The following is a 15,843-nucleotide window of genomic DNA, read 5'->3' on the forward strand; positions in this document are numbered from 1 at the left end:
AACGTAGTGCGAGCGCGGAGCAGGCGCGTGCGAACTCGCGCCCGTGACCGCGACTTCCGCAGCCGGAATCCCAGTGTCACAGCAGTTCTACCAACCGCCCCGACAGGTTCCGGCCGGGACAGTCCGGCCGTAACCTGTCGGTCCCCCTCGCTACGTTCCTTTCCGAGACCGGCGCAGCGGGCGTCGGCGAACGTCGCGGGGAGAAGACATGTTCCGACAGGGAGACGTCCTGATCGTGCCGGTGCCGGAGGAGTCGGTGCCGCGGCATGCGGTCGACGCCGCGGGCGAGCCGCGTGACGCGCGCGGCCGGATGGTGCTGGCGCTGGGCGAGGTCACCGGCCACGCGCACGCCCTCGTCGCGCCGGGGAAGCTGGTGCGCACCGGCGCCGAGCGCATGCTGCTGCACCTGCCCGAGGGCGGGCGGCTGAGCCACGAGGAGCACGCCGCCATCCCGCTGCCGCGCGGCTGGTACCGGGTGGTCAGGCAGCGCGAATACACCCCGTCCGCCATCCGCATCGTCGCCGACTGAGCACGGTAGCACCGATGAGCATCGACACCTGGCGCGACGTCGCCGCCACCACCGGCCCCGCCGACCGCCCCGCCGCCGAGGCCGCGGTCCGGCTCGCCTACCACCGCGCCGGGCTGCCCGCCCCCGGCACCGTGATCTGGGCCGGCTCCCCTTCTTCCGCGGTCACCGCCGTCCGCGCGCTGACGAATCCCGGTGCCTCCGTGCGTGATCGGGTGCGCACCCGGCCGTGGGCCGCCGAGCGGGCCCGGCTCGCCGCCGAGCTCGGCCAGGACGGCTGGGCCACCCGCTGGGCCGACACCGGCGCCCGGCTCTGGGACCTCACCCGCGCGCTCACCGGCGTCGTCCGCGAGCAGGTGGTCGCCGTGCACACCGGCGCCGCCCCCGATGCCGAGTCCCGCGCCCGCAGCGAGAGCGAGATCCGCGCGATCCTGCTCGACGCCGTGCTCGGCCAGCACGACGCCCCCTGGCTCGCGGCCTTCGACGGCGCTCCCGCGCTGGCCGGGGTGGCAGGGGTCGCCCGCACCGCGGGCTGGTGGTGGCCGTACGAGCACGCCGTCGTGCTCAGCGAGCGCCCCACCCGGCTGCTGCGCGACGAGGCGGGCAGGCTGCACTGCGGCGACGGCGCCGCGCTCGCCTACCCCGACGGGTTCGCGCTGCACGCCTGGAGCGGCATGCCGGTCCCCGCCGAACTGGTCGCCGACCTGCGCACCCTCACCCCCGAGCGCATCCGGGTCGAGGAGAACGCCGAGCTGCGCCGCGTCATGCTCGAGCACTTCGGCTACGACCGCTACCTCGCCGAATCGCACGCCGAGCCGGTGCACCGCGACGAGACCGGCATCCTGTGGCGCATCCCGCTCCCCGGTGACGAGGACGTCGTCATGGTCGAGGTGGTCAACTCCACCGCCGAGCCGGACGGCAGTTTCCGCACCTACTGGCTGCGGGTCCCGCCGGGTACGGCCACCGCCAAGGCCGGGGTGGCGTGGACCTTCGGGCTGGAGTCCGACGAGTACGAGCCGCAGCGGCAGACCTGAGCCGGGTGGGCATCGTGCCGCTGCCCACCGAGCGCGGCCGGGCGAGAGACAGCGCTCGTCAGCACGCCGAGGGATGTCGACCGCACACCCGCCCTCGCCGGCTCAGACTGTGGCGGCCGCCAGTGCGTCGTCCACCACCGCGACCATCTTGGCGCGGAACGCTTCCGGGCCGAACGATTCCGCGTGCGCGCGAACGGCGGCGGGGGCGTAGGTGGTGACGTCATGGGCGCCGATGACCTCGGCGAAGCCGTCGACCACGGCGTCGTCGTCACCGGGGGGGACGTGGGCGCCGCTGAGGCCGGGCAGCACGGTGTCGAGCGCACCGCCGGAGCCGACGGCGAGGACGGGGGCGCCGCAGGCCATGGCCTCGACCGGGACGATGCCGAAGTCCTCGACGCCGGGCATGAGCAGGGCGCCGCAGCGGCGGTACATGTCGACGAGGACGTCGTCGGGGGCGGCGCCGAGGAAGGTGGTCTCGGGGCCGGCGAGCGCCTCCAGCTGGCGGCGGTAGCGGCCGTCGCCGACGACGACGAGGCGGCGGCCGGTGCGCTGGGCGATACGGATGGCGAGGTCGGGGCGCTTGTAGGGCACCAGGCGGCCGGCGAAGAGCAGGAAGTCCTCGCGCGGGATCGCGGCGTCGGGGGCGAAGCGGTCGAGGCGGACCGGGGGATGCACGACCGAGGCGGGCAGCCCCCACCAGTCGCGGACACGGTCGGCGACGGCGCGGGAGTTGGCGACCACGCCGGTGAGCCGGGGGGCGGCGGCGAGTTCGGCGCGCCTGGCGAGCACGCCGAGGGTGGCGAGCGCGGCGCGGCCGAGCGGGCCACCGGCCTCGCGGGCGCGGAAGGCGGGGTCCCAGGCCCAGCGGGCGGGGCTGTGCACGTAGGCGATCGCGGGGGCGTCGGTGGCGAGCGCGGCCTGCACGGCGAAGGCGTGGTGGCTGATCACGACGGCGTCGAAATCGCGCAGCGGAAGGCCGCGCAGGGCGCGCGGCACCAGCGGGAGCAGCGGGGCGTGCGAGCGGCGGCCGGTGGCGGCGTGCAGCCGGTTCAGCCAGGTGGTCTCGATGGTGTCCCAGGGCGGGTGGGCGATGTCGGGGGCCGCGGCGGGGTCGACGAGGGGGGCGAAGACCCGGGCCTGCGGCCAGGCGCGGGCGAACTCGCCGACCACGGCCTCGGAGCCGCCGTACTCGGTGAAGCGTTCGTGCACGATCGCGATCCTGGTCATCGCAGCACCTCCGCGAGCCGGCGCGGCGCGGCGGTGGCGCGCAGCGCGGGGGCGACCGGGCGGCCGTCGAGGAGGCCGTCGACCGAGCCGCGCTGCACGGCATCCGCGTAGACCGCGGCGGCGCCGCGCACGGCCTCGACGGTGTGGTCGATGTCGGCGTCGGTGTGCGCGGCCGAGGTCACGAAGGACTGGCCGAGCACGCCGCGGCGGAGCAACTCGCCGAGGAACAGCGTGCGGAACTCCTGCGAGGGCTGCCCGGCCGGGTCGAGGGTCTGGAAGACCAAGCAGGAGGGGCGCCCGGCGACCCGCAGGTACTCCCCGATCCCGAGCTCCGCGACCACCGCCTCGAACCCGGCGCGCAACCGCAGCCCGGCGCGCTCCATCCGGCCGACCGGGTCGGTGGTGGCGTAGGCGTGCACGACGGCGCGGAACGCGGCGAGCGCACCGGTCTCCGGGCCGTGCGTGGTGGAGAGCAGGAAGACCCGCCGCTCGTCGGTGCGCAGCCCGCCGCGCTCCATGTACTCGCGCTTGCCCGCGAGCGCCGCGAGCGGGAAGCCGTTCCCCATCGCCTTGCCCCAGCAGGACAGGTCCGGCGCGACCCCGTACACCGCCTGCGCGCCGCCCGCCGACCAGCGGAAGCCGGTGATCATCTCGTCGAAGATCAGCAGCGCGCCGTACCGGTCGCAGAGCGCGCGCACCGCGGCCAGGTAGCCGGGCGGCGGCTCGTGCAGCGCGGTCGCGGCCTCCATGATCACGCAGGCGACCTCGTTCCCGGCCAGCACCGCCTCCAGCGCGGCGGCGTCGCCGTACGGGAAGGAGACGGTGCCGGGTTCCGGGATGCCCGCCGACATGGCGGTGGTGCCGATGAACCAGTCGTCGACCGAGAAGAAGGGCTGCGCGCAGGCCGCGACGGTCACCCGGCCGGTGACGGCGCGCGCCAGCCGGACCGCGGCGGTGGTGGCGTCCGAGCCGTTCTTGCCGAACTTCACCATGTCGGCGGCGGGCACCAGCTCCAGGAAGTCCTCGGCGGCGGCGAGCTCGAGCGTGGTGGGGCGGGAGAAGTTGCTGCCGTCGGCGATGGCGGCGGTCACCGCGTCGACCACCGGCCGGTAGCCGTGGCCGAGCGTGACGGCGCGCAGCCCCATCCCGTACTCGACGAATTCGTTGCCGTCGGCGTCGGTCACCCGGCAGCCGCTGCCGCGCACCAGCACCGGCGCCATCCCCTCCGGGTATTGGTCGTCGCCCCTGGCGTAGGTGTGCGCGCCGCCGGGCACCAGTTCGTGCAGCCGCGCCTGGGCGGCATTGCTCCGCGAGAAATCCGTCACGGTCGCTCCTTCCCGGCTCAGCAGCCGATCTCGGTGAAAGCCCTGAGGTAGCCCGCGCTCTGGCGCAGGTACATCCAGGCGGTGAAGGCGAGGTCGGTGCGGCTCGGGCTGGCCACCATGGTCAGTTCGCCGCCGAAGCACTTGCCGACGATGTACCTGGCCCGCGACACGTGCGGGGTGAAGGTGACGACGATGATGTGCTGCCAGTGCTCGGCCGCCGCACGCCGCCCGATCTCCTGCGCCTCGCCCTGCGTCGTCCACGGGTCCGGCTCGAAGCAGGAGACCCGGAAGGTGTGCTCGCCCGTGCAGTAGCGCGCCATGGCCGGGTCTTTCAGCCCGGTCGATGCCGAGATGACCAGCTCCGGCGCGAGGCCGCGCTCGGCCAGCTCCAGCCCGACGTCGAAGCGCTCGTAGGGCGTGCCGCCGAGCACGACGATGGCATCGGCCGGGCGCAGCGGATCCACCTGGGGGTGCACGAAGACCGGCAGCCCTGCTGCCGTCAGCGCGGCGATGACCAGCAGCAATCCGGCCAGCCCGACCGCAACCCGGCGCAGCACCGGCCACCGCGGCCCGGGGGCGGGCGCGGGGTCGGCGGGTTCCGGTGGCGGCGCGGTCATCTCAGCGGGCCGGCCGATCCCTGCCGAGCGGGGCGGTGGTCAGCGCGCCGCCGGGCGCGACGACCAGCCGCCAGTAGCCGCCCTCCGGGTCGCGCAGCACCACGCCGGCGTCGGCGCGGTCGGAGACGTAGGCGCCGCTCGGCAGGATCGAGGAGACCGCGGCGCCGTCGGCGGCCCGCGCCCGCAGGATCTCGCTGTCGCCCGCGGCCTGGGCGGTCACCGTCCCGCTGAAGCTGGGGCGGTGCGTGCGGCCGCGGCCGATCACCTGCCAGTGCTCGGGGAACGCACCCGCGTCGATGTCCTCGCCCGCGCTGGAGACGAGGTTGATGGCGGTGCCCTCCGGGCAGCGCTCGGGGTCGATCCGCAGCTCGACCGGCCGCCGCCCCGGGTCCGGGTCGAAGGCGATGTTGGCCAGGTAGGGCTGGCGGCAGTGCACCAGGTCGAGCACGACCGCGCGCGCGGAGGCCTTGCAGTTCACCATGCCGAACTGCGACGGCCCGCCCTGCCCGGCCACGCCGACCTGCACCGCCACCTCGGCGCCCTCGAACCAGACGTTGGTGAGCCACCAGTTGTTGGCCGCGCCGTCGATCAGGATGTGCCGGTCGGTGGTGGTCAGGTCGTTGTCGGAGACGAATTCGCTGTTGCTGATGGAGAGCCCGGCATTGTGGTCGTTGCCGGTGCCGAGCACGCCGATCCAGTTGCTGGTGAACTTCGAGGAGGTCACGTAGTTCTGGATGCACGAGGTCACCAGCCCGACCCCGAAGTTGTTGATATCGCAGTCGATGAACGAGGTGCCGCCGGTATTGCTGTCCAGCACGACGCCGCGCTGCTGGTTGTAGCGCGGGTGGTTCTCGCTGATGTGGTTGCCGCGGATCAGGACCTGCTCGAAGCCGCAGCGGAAGCAGTTGCTCAGCTTGATCGCGGTCGAGTTCGCGCCGGTGAGGTAGAACCCCATGCGGGAGAAGCGGATCCGCTGCTTGTCCTTCAGCGAGACCAGCGTGGTGTCGCGGTCGCAGAAGACGGTGGTGAGGTCGGCGCCGTCGCCGTAGACGACGGCGCCGTCCGGCAGGTCCGGCCACGCGGTGACGGTGTAGTCGCCCGCGGGCAGGTAGAGCACCGGCGGCGCGCCGTCGGTCTTCGCCGCGGCCGCGATCGCGGCGGTGTCGTCGGCCTTGCCGTCGCCGAGCGCGCCGAACTCGCGGACGTTGCGCACGGTCGGGCTCACCGGCCCGGTCCGGGCAGGCGCCTCCGGCGCCTCGCAGGCGACCAGCGGCACCGCCGCCGCGCCGAGCCCGGCGGCGAGCAGGTGCCGCCGCCGTAGACCACTCACTTCTCCTGCCCGGGTTCCACCGCGGGCACGGTGCGCTTCGGGCTGCGCCTGGTGAGCCGCTGCCACCAGTTCCGGCCGGTGTTCACGGTGACCAGCCCGGTGATGGTGGCGCCTGCGGCGGCCAGCGTGGCCAGCGCGGCCTCGGCCCGGTCGGTGCGGGCGTCGCCGAGCACGACGACGCCGACGGTGCTCGCGGCCCGGCTGGCCAGTGCGACCGCGTCCGCGGAGTCGCCGGGCGCTGCTGCGTCGATCAGCACGTGGTCGTACTTCTCCCTGGCCGCCCGCAGCACCGCGACGAACCGGCCGGAGGCGAGCAGGTCGGCGGTCTGGCCGTCGGCGGCGCCGAGCGGGAGCACCGCGAAGTTGCCGCCGGGCCACGGGGTGACGGCCTCCTCCACCGAGCCGTCGCCGCGCAGCAGCGCGGCCAGCCCGCCGGTGTGCCAGGCGGCCGCGACCGAGGCGGGGAGCTTCTCCGGCTGCGGCTTGTCCGCGGGCGGGGCCTCCGGGATGTTGCGCAGGTCGAGCTTGGTGGTCTGCTGCGCGGCGTTCTCCGTCGCCTCGCCCGCGCCGACCAGTGCCAGGTCGGGCTGCGGCTGCGGGGCGCCGTTGCGCACCGGCCAGTCGATCTCCGGGGCGGGCAGCAGCGCCGACGACCCGGTGCGGGTGGTGTCGGCGTCGATCAGCAGCACCCGGCTCCCGGTCGCGGCCAGCGCGCCGGCCAGCCCGATGGCGAGCGCGGGCTCGGAGCGCGCGCCGATGCCGGTGAGCAGCACCGTCTTCGTCGCCTCGGGCAGCCGGGAGCGCAGCGCGCGCAGGTCGTCGCGCTCGGAGCCGGTGCCGAGCGCGACCGAGCCGAGCAGCGGCCTGCCGAACCGGGCCAGGTCGGCGCCGGTGCGCACCCTGCGGTCGAAGAGCTCGAGCAGCAGCGCGACCCCGCCGCCGAGTACGAGCCCGCCGACCGCGCCGAGCACGAGCAGCTTGGTACTGCCGCCGCCGGACGCGGCCGGGCGCTCGGCGCGGTCGACGACGGCGACCCTCGCCTGCGGGGCTGCGGTGTCCTCGATCGTCTCCAGCTCGGCGACGAGCGCGCGGAACTGCGAGACGGTCTCGTCGGTGAGCAGCCGGGAGCGCTCGGCCTCGGTGTCGGTCACCGTGATCCGCAGCAGCGCGGTGGCGGGCGGCGAGTCCACCGAGACCATGCCGCGCAGCTCCTCGCGGGTGAGCCCGAGCCCGAGCTGGCCGATCACCCGGTCCAGCACGAAGTCGCTGCCGACCAGCTCCAGGTACGAGCGCACCCGCTGCTGCGCGGCCAGCCCGCCCTGGTAGGAGTCGGCCACCGAGGTGCCGGTCGCCATCGACACGTAGACCGTGCTGGTGGCGCTGTAGGACTTCGGCGCCGACTGCGCCGAGAAGGCCGCCAGCGCGATACCGAGCACGAGCCCGGCCAGCAGGACGGGCCAGCGGCGGCGCGCGATCGCCAGGTAGTCGGAGAGTTCCCTCATTGTTTTCCTTCGCTTCCCACCGGCACGGGGACTCCTGCCGCGACCGGTGCCGTCGTTCGTTCCCGGTGCCGCCGCCATTCGCCCACCGCGAGGCGGACCATCCAGGCCAGTACCACTACTTGCAGATATTTGCCGAGCGTCTCGGCGGTGCCGAGCATGCCGCGCTCGAAGACCACCGGCACCTCGATCAGCCCGATCCCGAACAGCACCGGAACCATATGCCGCGCGTACAGCGCACGCGACCACGCGATCAGCACGATCGCGGTGAACACCACCCCGATCACCACCCCGGCGTAGCCGCCGAGCACGTACCCCTCCGGGATGCTGCCCTCCGCCAGCGAGACCGAGACCTGGCTCATGTCCACCGACGCGCCGCGCACATCGGTCGCCCACGCCGTTCCGGCCTGCAGCTTCTCGCCGGGCAGCAGCTGCCCGGGCACCAGGCTGCGGGCCAGCGCGGTGACCACCTGGTCGGGGGTCAGCCAGCTGCCCGGCTTGATGAAGTAGGCGTCGGTCGCCGCCTCCAGCAGGTCGAAGCGGCGCAGCAGGGAGAGGAACGGCCGCACCGGCTCCGGGTAGGCGGCGTCCACCGAGGCCGCCTGGGCGCGCAGGTACGGCGTCGACTTCAGCGACTGCAGCCAGTCGAAGCCGGCGATGCCCGCCACCGAGACCGCGCCGATGCCGAGCACCTTCTCCCTGGTCCAGCCGGTCAGCGCGAAGCGGACCGCGACGGCGAGCGCCGCGCCGAGCACCGGCGTCTTGGACTGGATGGCCGTCGTCCACCACAGCTCGCCGAGGACGAGGAAGCCGAGCAGCAGCATGGTGTCCCGGTTGCGCTCGGGCCTGGCCAGCACGATCAACCCGACCGCGCCGAGCGTGGCGGGCATGGCGAGCAGGCTGAGCACCGGCGAGGCGCTGGCGACCTCGCCCGCCGCCCCCGCCGACCCGCTCGCGACGCTGGCCAGCCGGGCCAGCGTGCCGAGCGCGTAGAGCACGAGGAGCGTGCCCATCATGTTCGGATCACCGGCCAGCGGAACCGGCCGCCGCGGCTGGGGGCCGCGCCGCCGCGACCACAGCGCGTACCCGAGCAGCAGCAGCGCGTAGACGACGAGGCCGAAGGCGACCGGGGTGAGCGCCTTCTCGATGCCGCGGTCGTAGCCGAGCGCGACCAGCCGCGGGTCGGCCACGTTGTCGCCGAAGCTCGCCGCCGGCTGCACGACGAGCAGCACCACCGGCCGCGCCACGTAGGACATGGCCCAGTACACCGCCTGCGCGATGAGCAGCACCCGGAGTACGCCGGAGAGCAGCAGCGCGGCGATCACCATCGTGACCAGCGCGGCCACGATGATCGTCAGCGGGGTGTTGCCGATCAGCACTCCGGCACCCTAGTCGAGCGCATTCAGGATCTCCCGCGCGCGGTCGGCATAGCTGTGCCCGCCCTCGACGATCCGCCGGTACCCCGCCTCGGCGATCTTGACGGCCTGGTCCGGGAAGAGCGCGCAGCGCTCCAGGATCTCGTCCAGTTCGTCCCGGCTGGAGAACAGGAACGCCTCGGCGCCGTCGTCGAGCAGCTCGGCGTGCTCGTCGGTGCGCTCGCCGACGAAGAGCCCGCCCGCCGCGGGCACCTCGAAGGTGCGGCAGGTGTGGGTGTCCCGGTTGTCGGAGTTGAGCAGCACCAGGTTGGCCGTCACCGAGGCGACGGTCATCGAGAAGTCCTCGCCGAACACGCCGGGTCTGACCTCGGCGCGGGTGGTGCGCAGCCGCCGCACCCGGCGCCAGCCCGGCCCGGCCACCAGCAGCTGCGCGCCGTAGGTGCGGGCCAGCGAGACCATGCCGTCGCGCCGGTCCGGGCGGCAGGCGCCGATGAAGCCGACCAGGTACTGGCGGGTGGTGCGCTTGGCGGCCGGGTGGTGCCAGGCCGGGTCGTAGGCGCTGCGCACGAAGAGCGTCTCCTTGGCGCCGCGGGCCATGAGTTCGCGCAGGTTGTGCCGCTTGGTGGTGACCACCAGGTCCCACTCGGACTCGTGCGCCAGGTAGTCCGGGGTGGTGTTCTGCGGGTTCGCGACGTCGTCCGGGCTGTAGTGCACGTGCAGCGCGGCCGGGATGTCGAGCAGCCTGCGCTGGTCGAGGTGCACCGACTTGAAGCCGATGACCAGGTCGGGGCGGAGCTCGGCGCCCGCCCGCTCCAGCCGCTGGTGCACGCGGTCGATCGTCCACGGCGCGCGCTGCTCGTGCGACTTGGCGTAGAGCCAGGACGGCGAGAGCCGCGGCGGCAGCGTGGCCGCCGTCGAGTCGATCACCATCACCTCGTGCCCGAGGTGCCGGAAACCTTCGGCGAGCGAGCGGGCGTTGCTGCCGAGCCAGTCGTCGCCGACGAAGAGGATCTTCATCGTGTCCTTCTTTCCGCGCCGGCGGGCAGGGGCCCGCCCGCGGCGCGTTCACGCACGATCAGCCCGCGCGTGCGGGCGAGATACCAGAGTGCTACGGCGAATTCGGCGGCCACGATGCCGCCGACCAGGGTCCAGACCGAGTGGGTGCGCGCCGCGATCAGCAGCGCGACGCCCGCGATGCAGGTGCCGACCAGCGCGCCGATCAGCACGCCGATGGTGTCCTGCCGCACCGGCAGGATGGCGGTGGTGATGAAGGAGGTGATGGTGGTGGCCGGGAGGATCAGCACCTCGAGCCGCAGCACCGCCACCGCCTCGGCGAACTGGTCGCCGAAGATCAGCGGCACCACGACCGGGGCGAGCAGCCAGAGCAGCGCGCTGGCCGCGCAGGCCAGCCCGACGCAGACGGTGAGCGCGCGCAGCGCGTCCGGCCAGAAGCGCTCGTCGCCGCCGCGCTTGGCCATCCGGGGCAGCAGCGCGAAGCCGATCGCGTCGAGCAGCGACTGCACCGCACGGACCAGCCGGTCCGATGCGGAGTACAGCCCGAGCGAGGCCGCGTTGAGCACCGCGCCGAACACCGTGGCCGAGCCCTGCCCGTAGCTGGTCACCAGCAGCCGCCCGGTGACCACCGGCGCCGACGCGCGCAGCAGCGCGACGACCCCGCGCGGGCGGCCGGGCGGGCCGAACCCGCGCCAGGTGTCCCACCAGGTCAGCGCCACGCAGAGCACCGAGTTGCCGAGCAGGCAGAGCAGCGCGACCTCGGCGGTCGGGATGCGCGGCAGCACCAGGACGAGCAGCAGCAGGTACGCGATCCGCGCCACCGCCTGGTAGAGCGTGGAGGCCCCGAACCGGCCCTGCCCGATCAGCAGCCAGTCCTCGGACATGGACCAGACGCCGCCGATGAAGAGCCCGAGCGCGATCATCCGCAGGTACTCCGGCGCGCCGACGGCGAGCACGACCGCGAGCGCGAGGGTCACCGCGCCGAGGATGCCGCCGCGGATGACCAGGTAGGTGCCGCGGGTGCGGTTGATCGACGCGGTCTGCTCGGCCGGGCTCCTGGTCTCGCTCGACTCCTGGACGCGGGCGGCCATGTACGAGGTGATGCCGAGGTCGACCAGCAGCGAGCCGATGAAGTAGGAGGACATCCCGATGGCGAGCAGCCCGAGCCCCTCGGTGCCGAGCACCCTGGCCATGAGCGGCAGCGTCGCCACCGTCACCAGGTACTGGCCGTACTTGCCGAAGCTGACGTAGGCGATGTCGCGCGCGACCCCGAGCAGCTCGCGCACCCGCGACACCGGCTCGGCGGGCGGCGGCTTGGTGATGATCGGGAGCTTCTGCGTCGGCCAGTCCATGAAGGCCGGCATGACCTCGGTCGGCGGGTCGTACTCCGGCATCCGCATGCCGTCGAGCGACACCGGGTAGTGCCGGTGCACGATCCGGATCGGGACGGTGTCCTCGGCGTAGCGGTTCACGGCGCGGCCACCGCCCTGCGGCCGGTGACCGTCGCCAGCAGCCCGGTGACCGCGGCCGCGGTGGCGTCGATCCCGAAGTCGCGGGAGCGCTCGACCGCGGCGGCGGCGAGCCGGGTGCGCAGCGCGGGGTCGGCGGCGAGGCGGTCCAGCGCGGCGGCGAGCGCGGCCGGGTCGCCGGGCGGGACCAGGATGCCGTCCACCTCCGGCCGGACGATCTCGGTGGGGCCGCCCGCGTCGGCGGCGAGCACCGCGCACCCCGCGCGCATGGCCTCGACCACGACCTGGCCGAACGGCTCCGCGGTCACCGAGCAGTGCACGGCGATATCGGCATCGGCCAGGTACGGCCCCGGATCGGCGACGTGCCCGGTGAACTCGACCGGGATCGGCAGTGCGGCGGCCAGCTCCTCGAGCCGGGCCCGGTACTCCTGCTCGTCGAAGAAGGTGCCGCCGACCAGGGTCACCGCGGCGGGGCGGTGCGCGGTCAGCGCGAGGGCGCGCAGCAGCACGTCCTGGCCCTTCCACTCGGTGAGCCTGCCCGCCATCACGATGCGCACGCCGTCGGCGGGGCGCTGCGGCGCGCGCGGCGGCAGCGCGGTCTCCTCGATGCCCGGGTAGGCCACGACGGCGGGCCGGCGCCGGGTGGCGAGGGTGCTCAGGGTGGCGCGGCTGTTGGCCACGACCCCGCGCGCGGCCCACCGGCCGAGCACCCGCAGCGCGACCGCGAGAACCCGGCCGAAGTAATCGGCGGAGATCCGGTCGTGCACCTGCCAGACCAGCGGGATTCCGGCCCGCCGCGCCGCTACCGCCCCCATCAGCAGCGCCTTGGTGCTCTGCGCGACCACCACATCGGCGTCCGCGCGGCGCAGTGTGTCCCCCAGTGCCAGGCCGAGCCGCACCAGCTCCAGCGCCCCGCCGGCCAGCCGCAGCGGCCCGGAGCCGGCGATGGTCAGCGAGCGGCTGTCGAAGTCGTTGCGCTGCACGGTGACCGGGATGTCGCGGGCGCGCAGCAGCTCGACCAACCGGCCGTCGGCGGTGAGCAGCGCCGACGGCCGCACCGCGGTGCCCGCGCGCAACGCGGTGAGCAGCCGCAGGGTCGCCAGCTCGGCGCCCGACGGCGCGGCGGTGTGGGTCAGGAAGACGGCGTCGATCATCCGGCCAGCTCCCGGTAGAGCGCGACGTGCCGGTCGGCGGCGGCCGTCCAGGAGAAGGTCTCGGCGTGCGCGCGGCAGCGCTGCGCGTCGGGCAGCTTGCCGTCCAGCGCCGCCACCAGCCTGGCGGCGAGCGCCTCGGCGTCGCCCGCGGCCACGATCAGCGAATCGTCGAGCTCGCGCACGGAATCCGGCAGCCCGCCGCAGGCGGTCACCACCGGCGCCCGCCCGGCGGCGAGCGACTCCAGCGCGATCAGCCCGAACCCCTCCAGCGCCACCGACGGCACCACGGTGAGCGCCGCCTCCGCGTAGAGCCCGGTCAGCTCGGCGTCGCTCACCCGGCCGGCGAACCGCACGCTCGCGCCGAGCGGCTCGGCCTGCGCGCGCAGCGCGGGCTCGGCGGTGCCGGTGCCGACGATCACCAGCTCGGCGTCGGGGTGCGCGGCCAGCACGGCGGGCCAGCCGCGCAGCAACACGTCGATCCCCATCCGGTGCTCCAGCCTGCGCACGCACAGCACCACCGGCCGGTCGCTCGCCGGGGCCGGACGGAAGTGCGCCAGGTCGACGCCGGGCGGGATCACCGAGATCTGCTCCTGGCGCACCCGGTAGTCGATGACGAGCAGGTCGCGGAAGTGCCCGGAGAGCACGACGAACCGGTCCGCGCGCAGCGCGCGCGCCCGCTCGAGCAGGTACTTGGCGCGGGTGGCCGCGGCGCCCTCGCCCGCCAGCCTGCTCTCCGCCGCCCACGGGCCGTGGAAGTGCACGACCAGTGCCTCGCCGCGCCGCGCGGGCGGGCCGTAGAGCGCGAAATGCCGGTCGAGCACGGCTTTTCCGGCCGGCGCGTCGGCGTAGGCGGTGCGGGCGCGGTGCAGCGTGGAGCCGCCGGTCGGCCCCCAGGAGCGGGCGCCTGCGGGCGCGTCGCCGAAGGCAGCGGCGTCGACGGTGATGTCGGTGCGGGTGGCGAGCGCGGCGTGCAGGTCGGTGAAGTAGCGGTTCAGCCCGCCGGGGGCGGAGCCGAACCACTCCGACCCGGTCATGTGCACCCGCGGTGCGGCGCCGGTCATGCCCGGCCCCCGCGACGGGTGCGGATCAGGTGCCCGGTGCGCACCCGCAGCCGGTGCAGCGCCGCCCTGGCCAGCCGCAGGTCGCCGACGGCGACGTCGAGCGGGGAGAGCAGCCGCGGGCAATCGCGCGCGATGCGATGGTGGAAGCGCAGCATCTCGGTGAGCTTGCTCAGCGACGAGGTGCGGCTGGAGAGGTTGAAGGTCGAGTTCCGCCACGCCGCCGCCACCTCGGTGAGGCCGTAGAAGAGCCCGAACTGCCCGACCCGGGCGAACAGGTCGACGTCCATCGGGAAGACCAGGTCGCCGCGGAGCCCGCCGACCCGGTCGAAGTGCTCGCGCCGGAACATGGCGGCGGCGGTCGGGCCGAAGTCGGCGGGGCCGCGCCGGACGATGGTGCGGGCGAGCTCGCGCGGGCCGTGCACGCCGTCCAGCCCGGGCAGCCCGAGCCCGGTCTCCACCAGCGCGCCGCCCTCGTCGATCACCTGGAAGCGCGAGGAGCTCAGCGCGAACGCCCGGTCCCGCATGATCTCGAGCTGGGCGGCCAGCGAGCCGGGCAGCAGGATGTCGTCGGCGCAGACCACCTTGACCAGCTCGCCGGTGGAGAGCTCGATGACCCGGTTCCAGTTGTCGCCGATGCGCAGCGTGGAGTCGTTGCGCTCGATCCGCACGCGCGGGTCGCCGAAGGACGCGGCGATCTCGCCGGTCTCGTCGGTGCTCGCGTTGTCGAGAACGAGGAGTTCGAATTCGACGTCCTGGCTCAGAATCGAGCGCATCGTCGGTTCCAGGGTCCGTCCCGCCTGGTAGGCGGGAACACAGACCGAAAGGCTGACCATGTCCTCTCCTATAAACGGGATAAAAATGAATTCAGCAACGTGTCGGCAATATGGCGGGAAACATCGGTTCGGCCTGATCCGGCCCGAATCGGATGGACCGAAGACAGGTCCCGTGGTCTTTCATACCGCCCTCATTACGTGCAGCTCCGGAATTCTCGAATGTTTAATTCGGCGGAGCAATGGTCAAGCTATCCTGATTCGACTGGCCGGGGAACCCCGGATCGCCGCCAGTGGGCGACCTCACAGCGCCGCACCGCCCCCTGTGCGCGTCAGCGGATCGGCGGCTCCCCGTTGCTCGTGGCCGGCTCGCCGACGAGCCAGCGCCCGGTCAGCTCGGGGTACCGCTCGGAGACCTCGGCCAGCAGGTCGGGCACGGTGAGCAGCACCCGGTCCGGCCGGGCCGCGACCAGGTCGGCGGGCGCGATGATCGGCACGTCGGTGCCCGGCATCCGTCTGCCCTGCTTGGCGGGCGAGGCGTCGGCCACCCCGGCCACCAGCTCCCGCCGGACCCCCGCCCGGCAGAACAGCGCCACCGCGCGGGACGCGGCGCCGTAGGCGTACACCCGCGAACCGCGGGCCGCCTCCAGTTCCAGTGCGGCGCGCAGCGTCTCGCTCTGCCGGTCGGCCGCGCGCTGCAACCCGCCGACGAACGCCGGATCCGCCGAGCCCGCCTCGCGGGCCAGCACCCGGCGCACCGCGGCGTCCGGCTCGGCCGGGCCGTGCACCGCGGCGATCAGCACCGTGCCGCCGTACAGCCCGAAATCCCAGGCCGTGACGACCGACATCCCGGCCGCGCCGAGCATCGCACGGAGCACCGCCAGGCTGTAGTAGGCGAAATGACCGTGCCGCAACGCATTCCACTGTTCTCCCGCGACGATGGTGTGCACGGGATGGTACTGCACCAGCAACACGCCGCCGGGCGCGGTGGCCGCCGCCCGCTCGGCGACGGCGGCGCGCTGGTCACGCTCGTGCATGAGGCCGAAGCAGTCGAGCACCACGTCGGCGGGGGCGGTCGCGGGCGCGAAGCCGCGCGCGGCCAGCAACTCCAGCCAGCTGCCGCCGTGCGGGCTGCCGAACTCGCGCACGGTGCGCCCGCGCAGCAACCCGGCCGCGGCGGCCAGCGCGACCGCATCGGCGGCCTGCTCGCGCAGTGCCCGCGGCTCCACGCCGCGCGGCTCGGCGGTCTCGGTGTCGTCCGCGGCGAGCTGGGCCAGCCCGCAGGCCGCGCAGAGCACCATGGCCAGCGGGTGCGCCGCCTCGTCGGCGCGCACCGGCTCGCTCGCGGGCGGGAAGTGGTCGGCGGCGGGCATCCGGCCCAGGTCGAGCACCCGGGTCAGCACGGCGCTCCCGCATGCCAGGCAGGCGCTCATGGCACGAT

Annotated in this window: 14 protein-coding genes; 2 read left to right on the forward strand and 12 right to left on the reverse strand. The window is 74.3% G+C overall.

All coding sequences use genetic code 11. The features are described from left to right. Positions 1-208: 208 nt before the first annotated feature. Entirely contained in the window at positions 209-529 is a 321-nt protein-coding gene (locus tag ACFUJ1_RS08935; protein ID WP_378644121.1) for a hypothetical protein, read from the forward strand. A 14-nt stretch (positions 530-543) separates the two neighbouring features. Then, positions 544-1,560, forward strand: coding sequence for a DUF6745 domain-containing protein (locus ACFUJ1_RS08940; protein WP_378644122.1), 1,017 nt, complete (start codon positions 544-546; stop codon positions 1,558-1,560). Between the two features lie 102 nt (positions 1,561-1,662). On the opposite strand, the gene ACFUJ1_RS08945 is transcribed toward ACFUJ1_RS08940, so the two are convergent. From ACFUJ1_RS08945 to ACFUJ1_RS09000, 12 genes are all read right to left on the reverse strand, one after another. Continuing rightward, on the reverse strand, positions 1,663-2,787 hold the full coding sequence (locus tag ACFUJ1_RS08945) for a glycosyltransferase (protein ID WP_378644124.1): 1,125 nt from the start codon (positions 2,785-2,787) through the stop codon (positions 1,663-1,665). Then, complete coding sequence (locus tag ACFUJ1_RS08950) at positions 2,784-4,112, reverse strand: glutamate-1-semialdehyde 2,1-aminomutase (protein ID WP_378644125.1); 1,329 nt, start codon at positions 4,110-4,112, stop codon at positions 2,784-2,786. Before ACFUJ1_RS08950 ends, ACFUJ1_RS08945 begins: the two co-directional genes overlap by 4 nt. A gap of 17 nt (positions 4,113-4,129) precedes the next feature. After that, positions 4,130-4,729, reverse strand: coding sequence for a YdcF family protein (locus ACFUJ1_RS08955; RefSeq protein WP_378644127.1), 600 nt, complete (start codon positions 4,727-4,729; stop codon positions 4,130-4,132). Position 4,730: 1 nt separating this feature from the next. Then, on the reverse strand, positions 4,731-6,059 hold the full coding sequence (locus tag ACFUJ1_RS08960) for a right-handed parallel beta-helix repeat-containing protein (protein ID WP_378644129.1): 1,329 nt from the start codon (positions 6,057-6,059) through the stop codon (positions 4,731-4,733). After that, positions 6,056-7,561: a protein tyrosine kinase gene (locus ACFUJ1_RS08965; protein WP_378644131.1), complete on the reverse strand. Its 1,506-nt coding sequence runs from the start codon at positions 7,559-7,561 to the stop codon at positions 6,056-6,058. Before ACFUJ1_RS08965 ends, ACFUJ1_RS08960 begins: the two co-directional genes overlap by 4 nt. Beyond that, a complete protein-coding gene (locus ACFUJ1_RS08970; protein WP_378644132.1) occupies positions 7,558-8,937 on the reverse strand; it encodes a hypothetical protein in 1,380 nt (459 codons plus the stop codon). Before ACFUJ1_RS08970 ends, ACFUJ1_RS08965 begins: the two co-directional genes overlap by 4 nt. 9 nt (positions 8,938-8,946) lie before the next feature. Then, positions 8,947-9,951: a glycosyltransferase gene (locus ACFUJ1_RS08975; RefSeq protein ID WP_233018820.1), complete on the reverse strand. Its 1,005-nt coding sequence runs from the start codon at positions 9,949-9,951 to the stop codon at positions 8,947-8,949. Next, on the reverse strand, positions 9,948-11,420 hold the full coding sequence (locus tag ACFUJ1_RS08980; RefSeq protein ID WP_378644134.1) for a lipopolysaccharide biosynthesis protein: 1,473 nt from the start codon (positions 11,418-11,420) through the stop codon (positions 9,948-9,950). The genes ACFUJ1_RS08975 and ACFUJ1_RS08980 overlap by 4 nt, the downstream gene beginning before the upstream one ends. Next, on the reverse strand, positions 11,417-12,571 hold the full coding sequence (locus ACFUJ1_RS08985; protein WP_378644135.1) for a glycosyltransferase family 4 protein: 1,155 nt from the start codon (positions 12,569-12,571) through the stop codon (positions 11,417-11,419). The genes ACFUJ1_RS08980 and ACFUJ1_RS08985 overlap by 4 nt, the downstream gene beginning before the upstream one ends. Further along, positions 12,568-13,605: a glycosyltransferase family 4 protein gene (locus ACFUJ1_RS08990; RefSeq protein ID WP_378644322.1), complete on the reverse strand. Its 1,038-nt coding sequence runs from the start codon at positions 13,603-13,605 to the stop codon at positions 12,568-12,570. Before ACFUJ1_RS08990 ends, ACFUJ1_RS08985 begins: the two co-directional genes overlap by 4 nt. 23 nt (positions 13,606-13,628) lie before the next feature. Next, positions 13,629-14,465, reverse strand: a complete 837-nt coding sequence (locus tag ACFUJ1_RS08995) for a glycosyltransferase family 2 protein (protein ID WP_378644137.1) — start codon at positions 14,463-14,465, stop codon at positions 13,629-13,631. A gap of 269 nt (positions 14,466-14,734) precedes the next feature. Beyond that, positions 14,735-15,835, reverse strand: coding sequence for a class I SAM-dependent methyltransferase (locus ACFUJ1_RS09000; protein WP_378644138.1), 1,101 nt, complete (start codon positions 15,833-15,835; stop codon positions 14,735-14,737). Positions 15,836-15,843: the final 8 nt, after the last annotated feature.

Source organism: Nocardia sp. NPDC057227 (assembly GCF_042669725.1).
In the GTDB taxonomy this organism is placed as follows: domain Bacteria; phylum Actinomycetota; class Actinomycetes; order Mycobacteriales; family Mycobacteriaceae; genus Nocardia; species Nocardia asteroides_A.

Bases quoted from the DNA above. Each gene is read 5' to 3' on its own strand.
- ACFUJ1_RS08935 (WP_378644121.1), top strand. From the start codon at position 209: ATGTTCCGACAGGGAGACGTCCTGATCGTGCCGGTGCCGGAGGAGTCG.
- ACFUJ1_RS08940 (WP_378644122.1), top strand. From the start codon at position 544: ATGAGCATCGACACCTGGCGCGACGTCGCCGCCACCACCGGCCCCGCC.
- ACFUJ1_RS08945 (WP_378644124.1), bottom strand. From the start codon at position 2,787: ATGACCAGGATCGCGATCGTGCACGAACGCTTCACCGAGTACGGCGGC.
- ACFUJ1_RS08955 (WP_378644127.1), bottom strand. From the start codon at position 4,729: ATGACCGCGCCGCCACCGGAACCCGCCGACCCCGCGCCCGCCCCCGGG.
- ACFUJ1_RS08965 (WP_378644131.1), bottom strand. From the start codon at position 7,561: ATGAGGGAACTCTCCGACTACCTGGCGATCGCGCGCCGCCGCTGGCCC.
- ACFUJ1_RS08975 (WP_233018820.1), bottom strand. From the start codon at position 9,951: ATGAAGATCCTCTTCGTCGGCGACGACTGGCTCGGCAGCAACGCCCGC.
- ACFUJ1_RS08985 (WP_378644135.1), bottom strand. From the start codon at position 12,571: ATGATCGACGCCGTCTTCCTGACCCACACCGCCGCGCCGTCGGGCGCC.
- ACFUJ1_RS08990 (WP_378644322.1), bottom strand. From the start codon at position 13,605: ATGACCGGGTCGGAGTGGTTCGGCTCCGCCCCCGGCGGGCTGAACCGC.
- ACFUJ1_RS08995 (WP_378644137.1), bottom strand. From the start codon at position 14,465: ATGGTCAGCCTTTCGGTCTGTGTTCCCGCCTACCAGGCGGGACGGACC.
- ACFUJ1_RS09000 (WP_378644138.1), bottom strand. From the start codon at position 15,835: ATGAGCGCCTGCCTGGCATGCGGGAGCGCCGTGCTGACCCGGGTGCTC.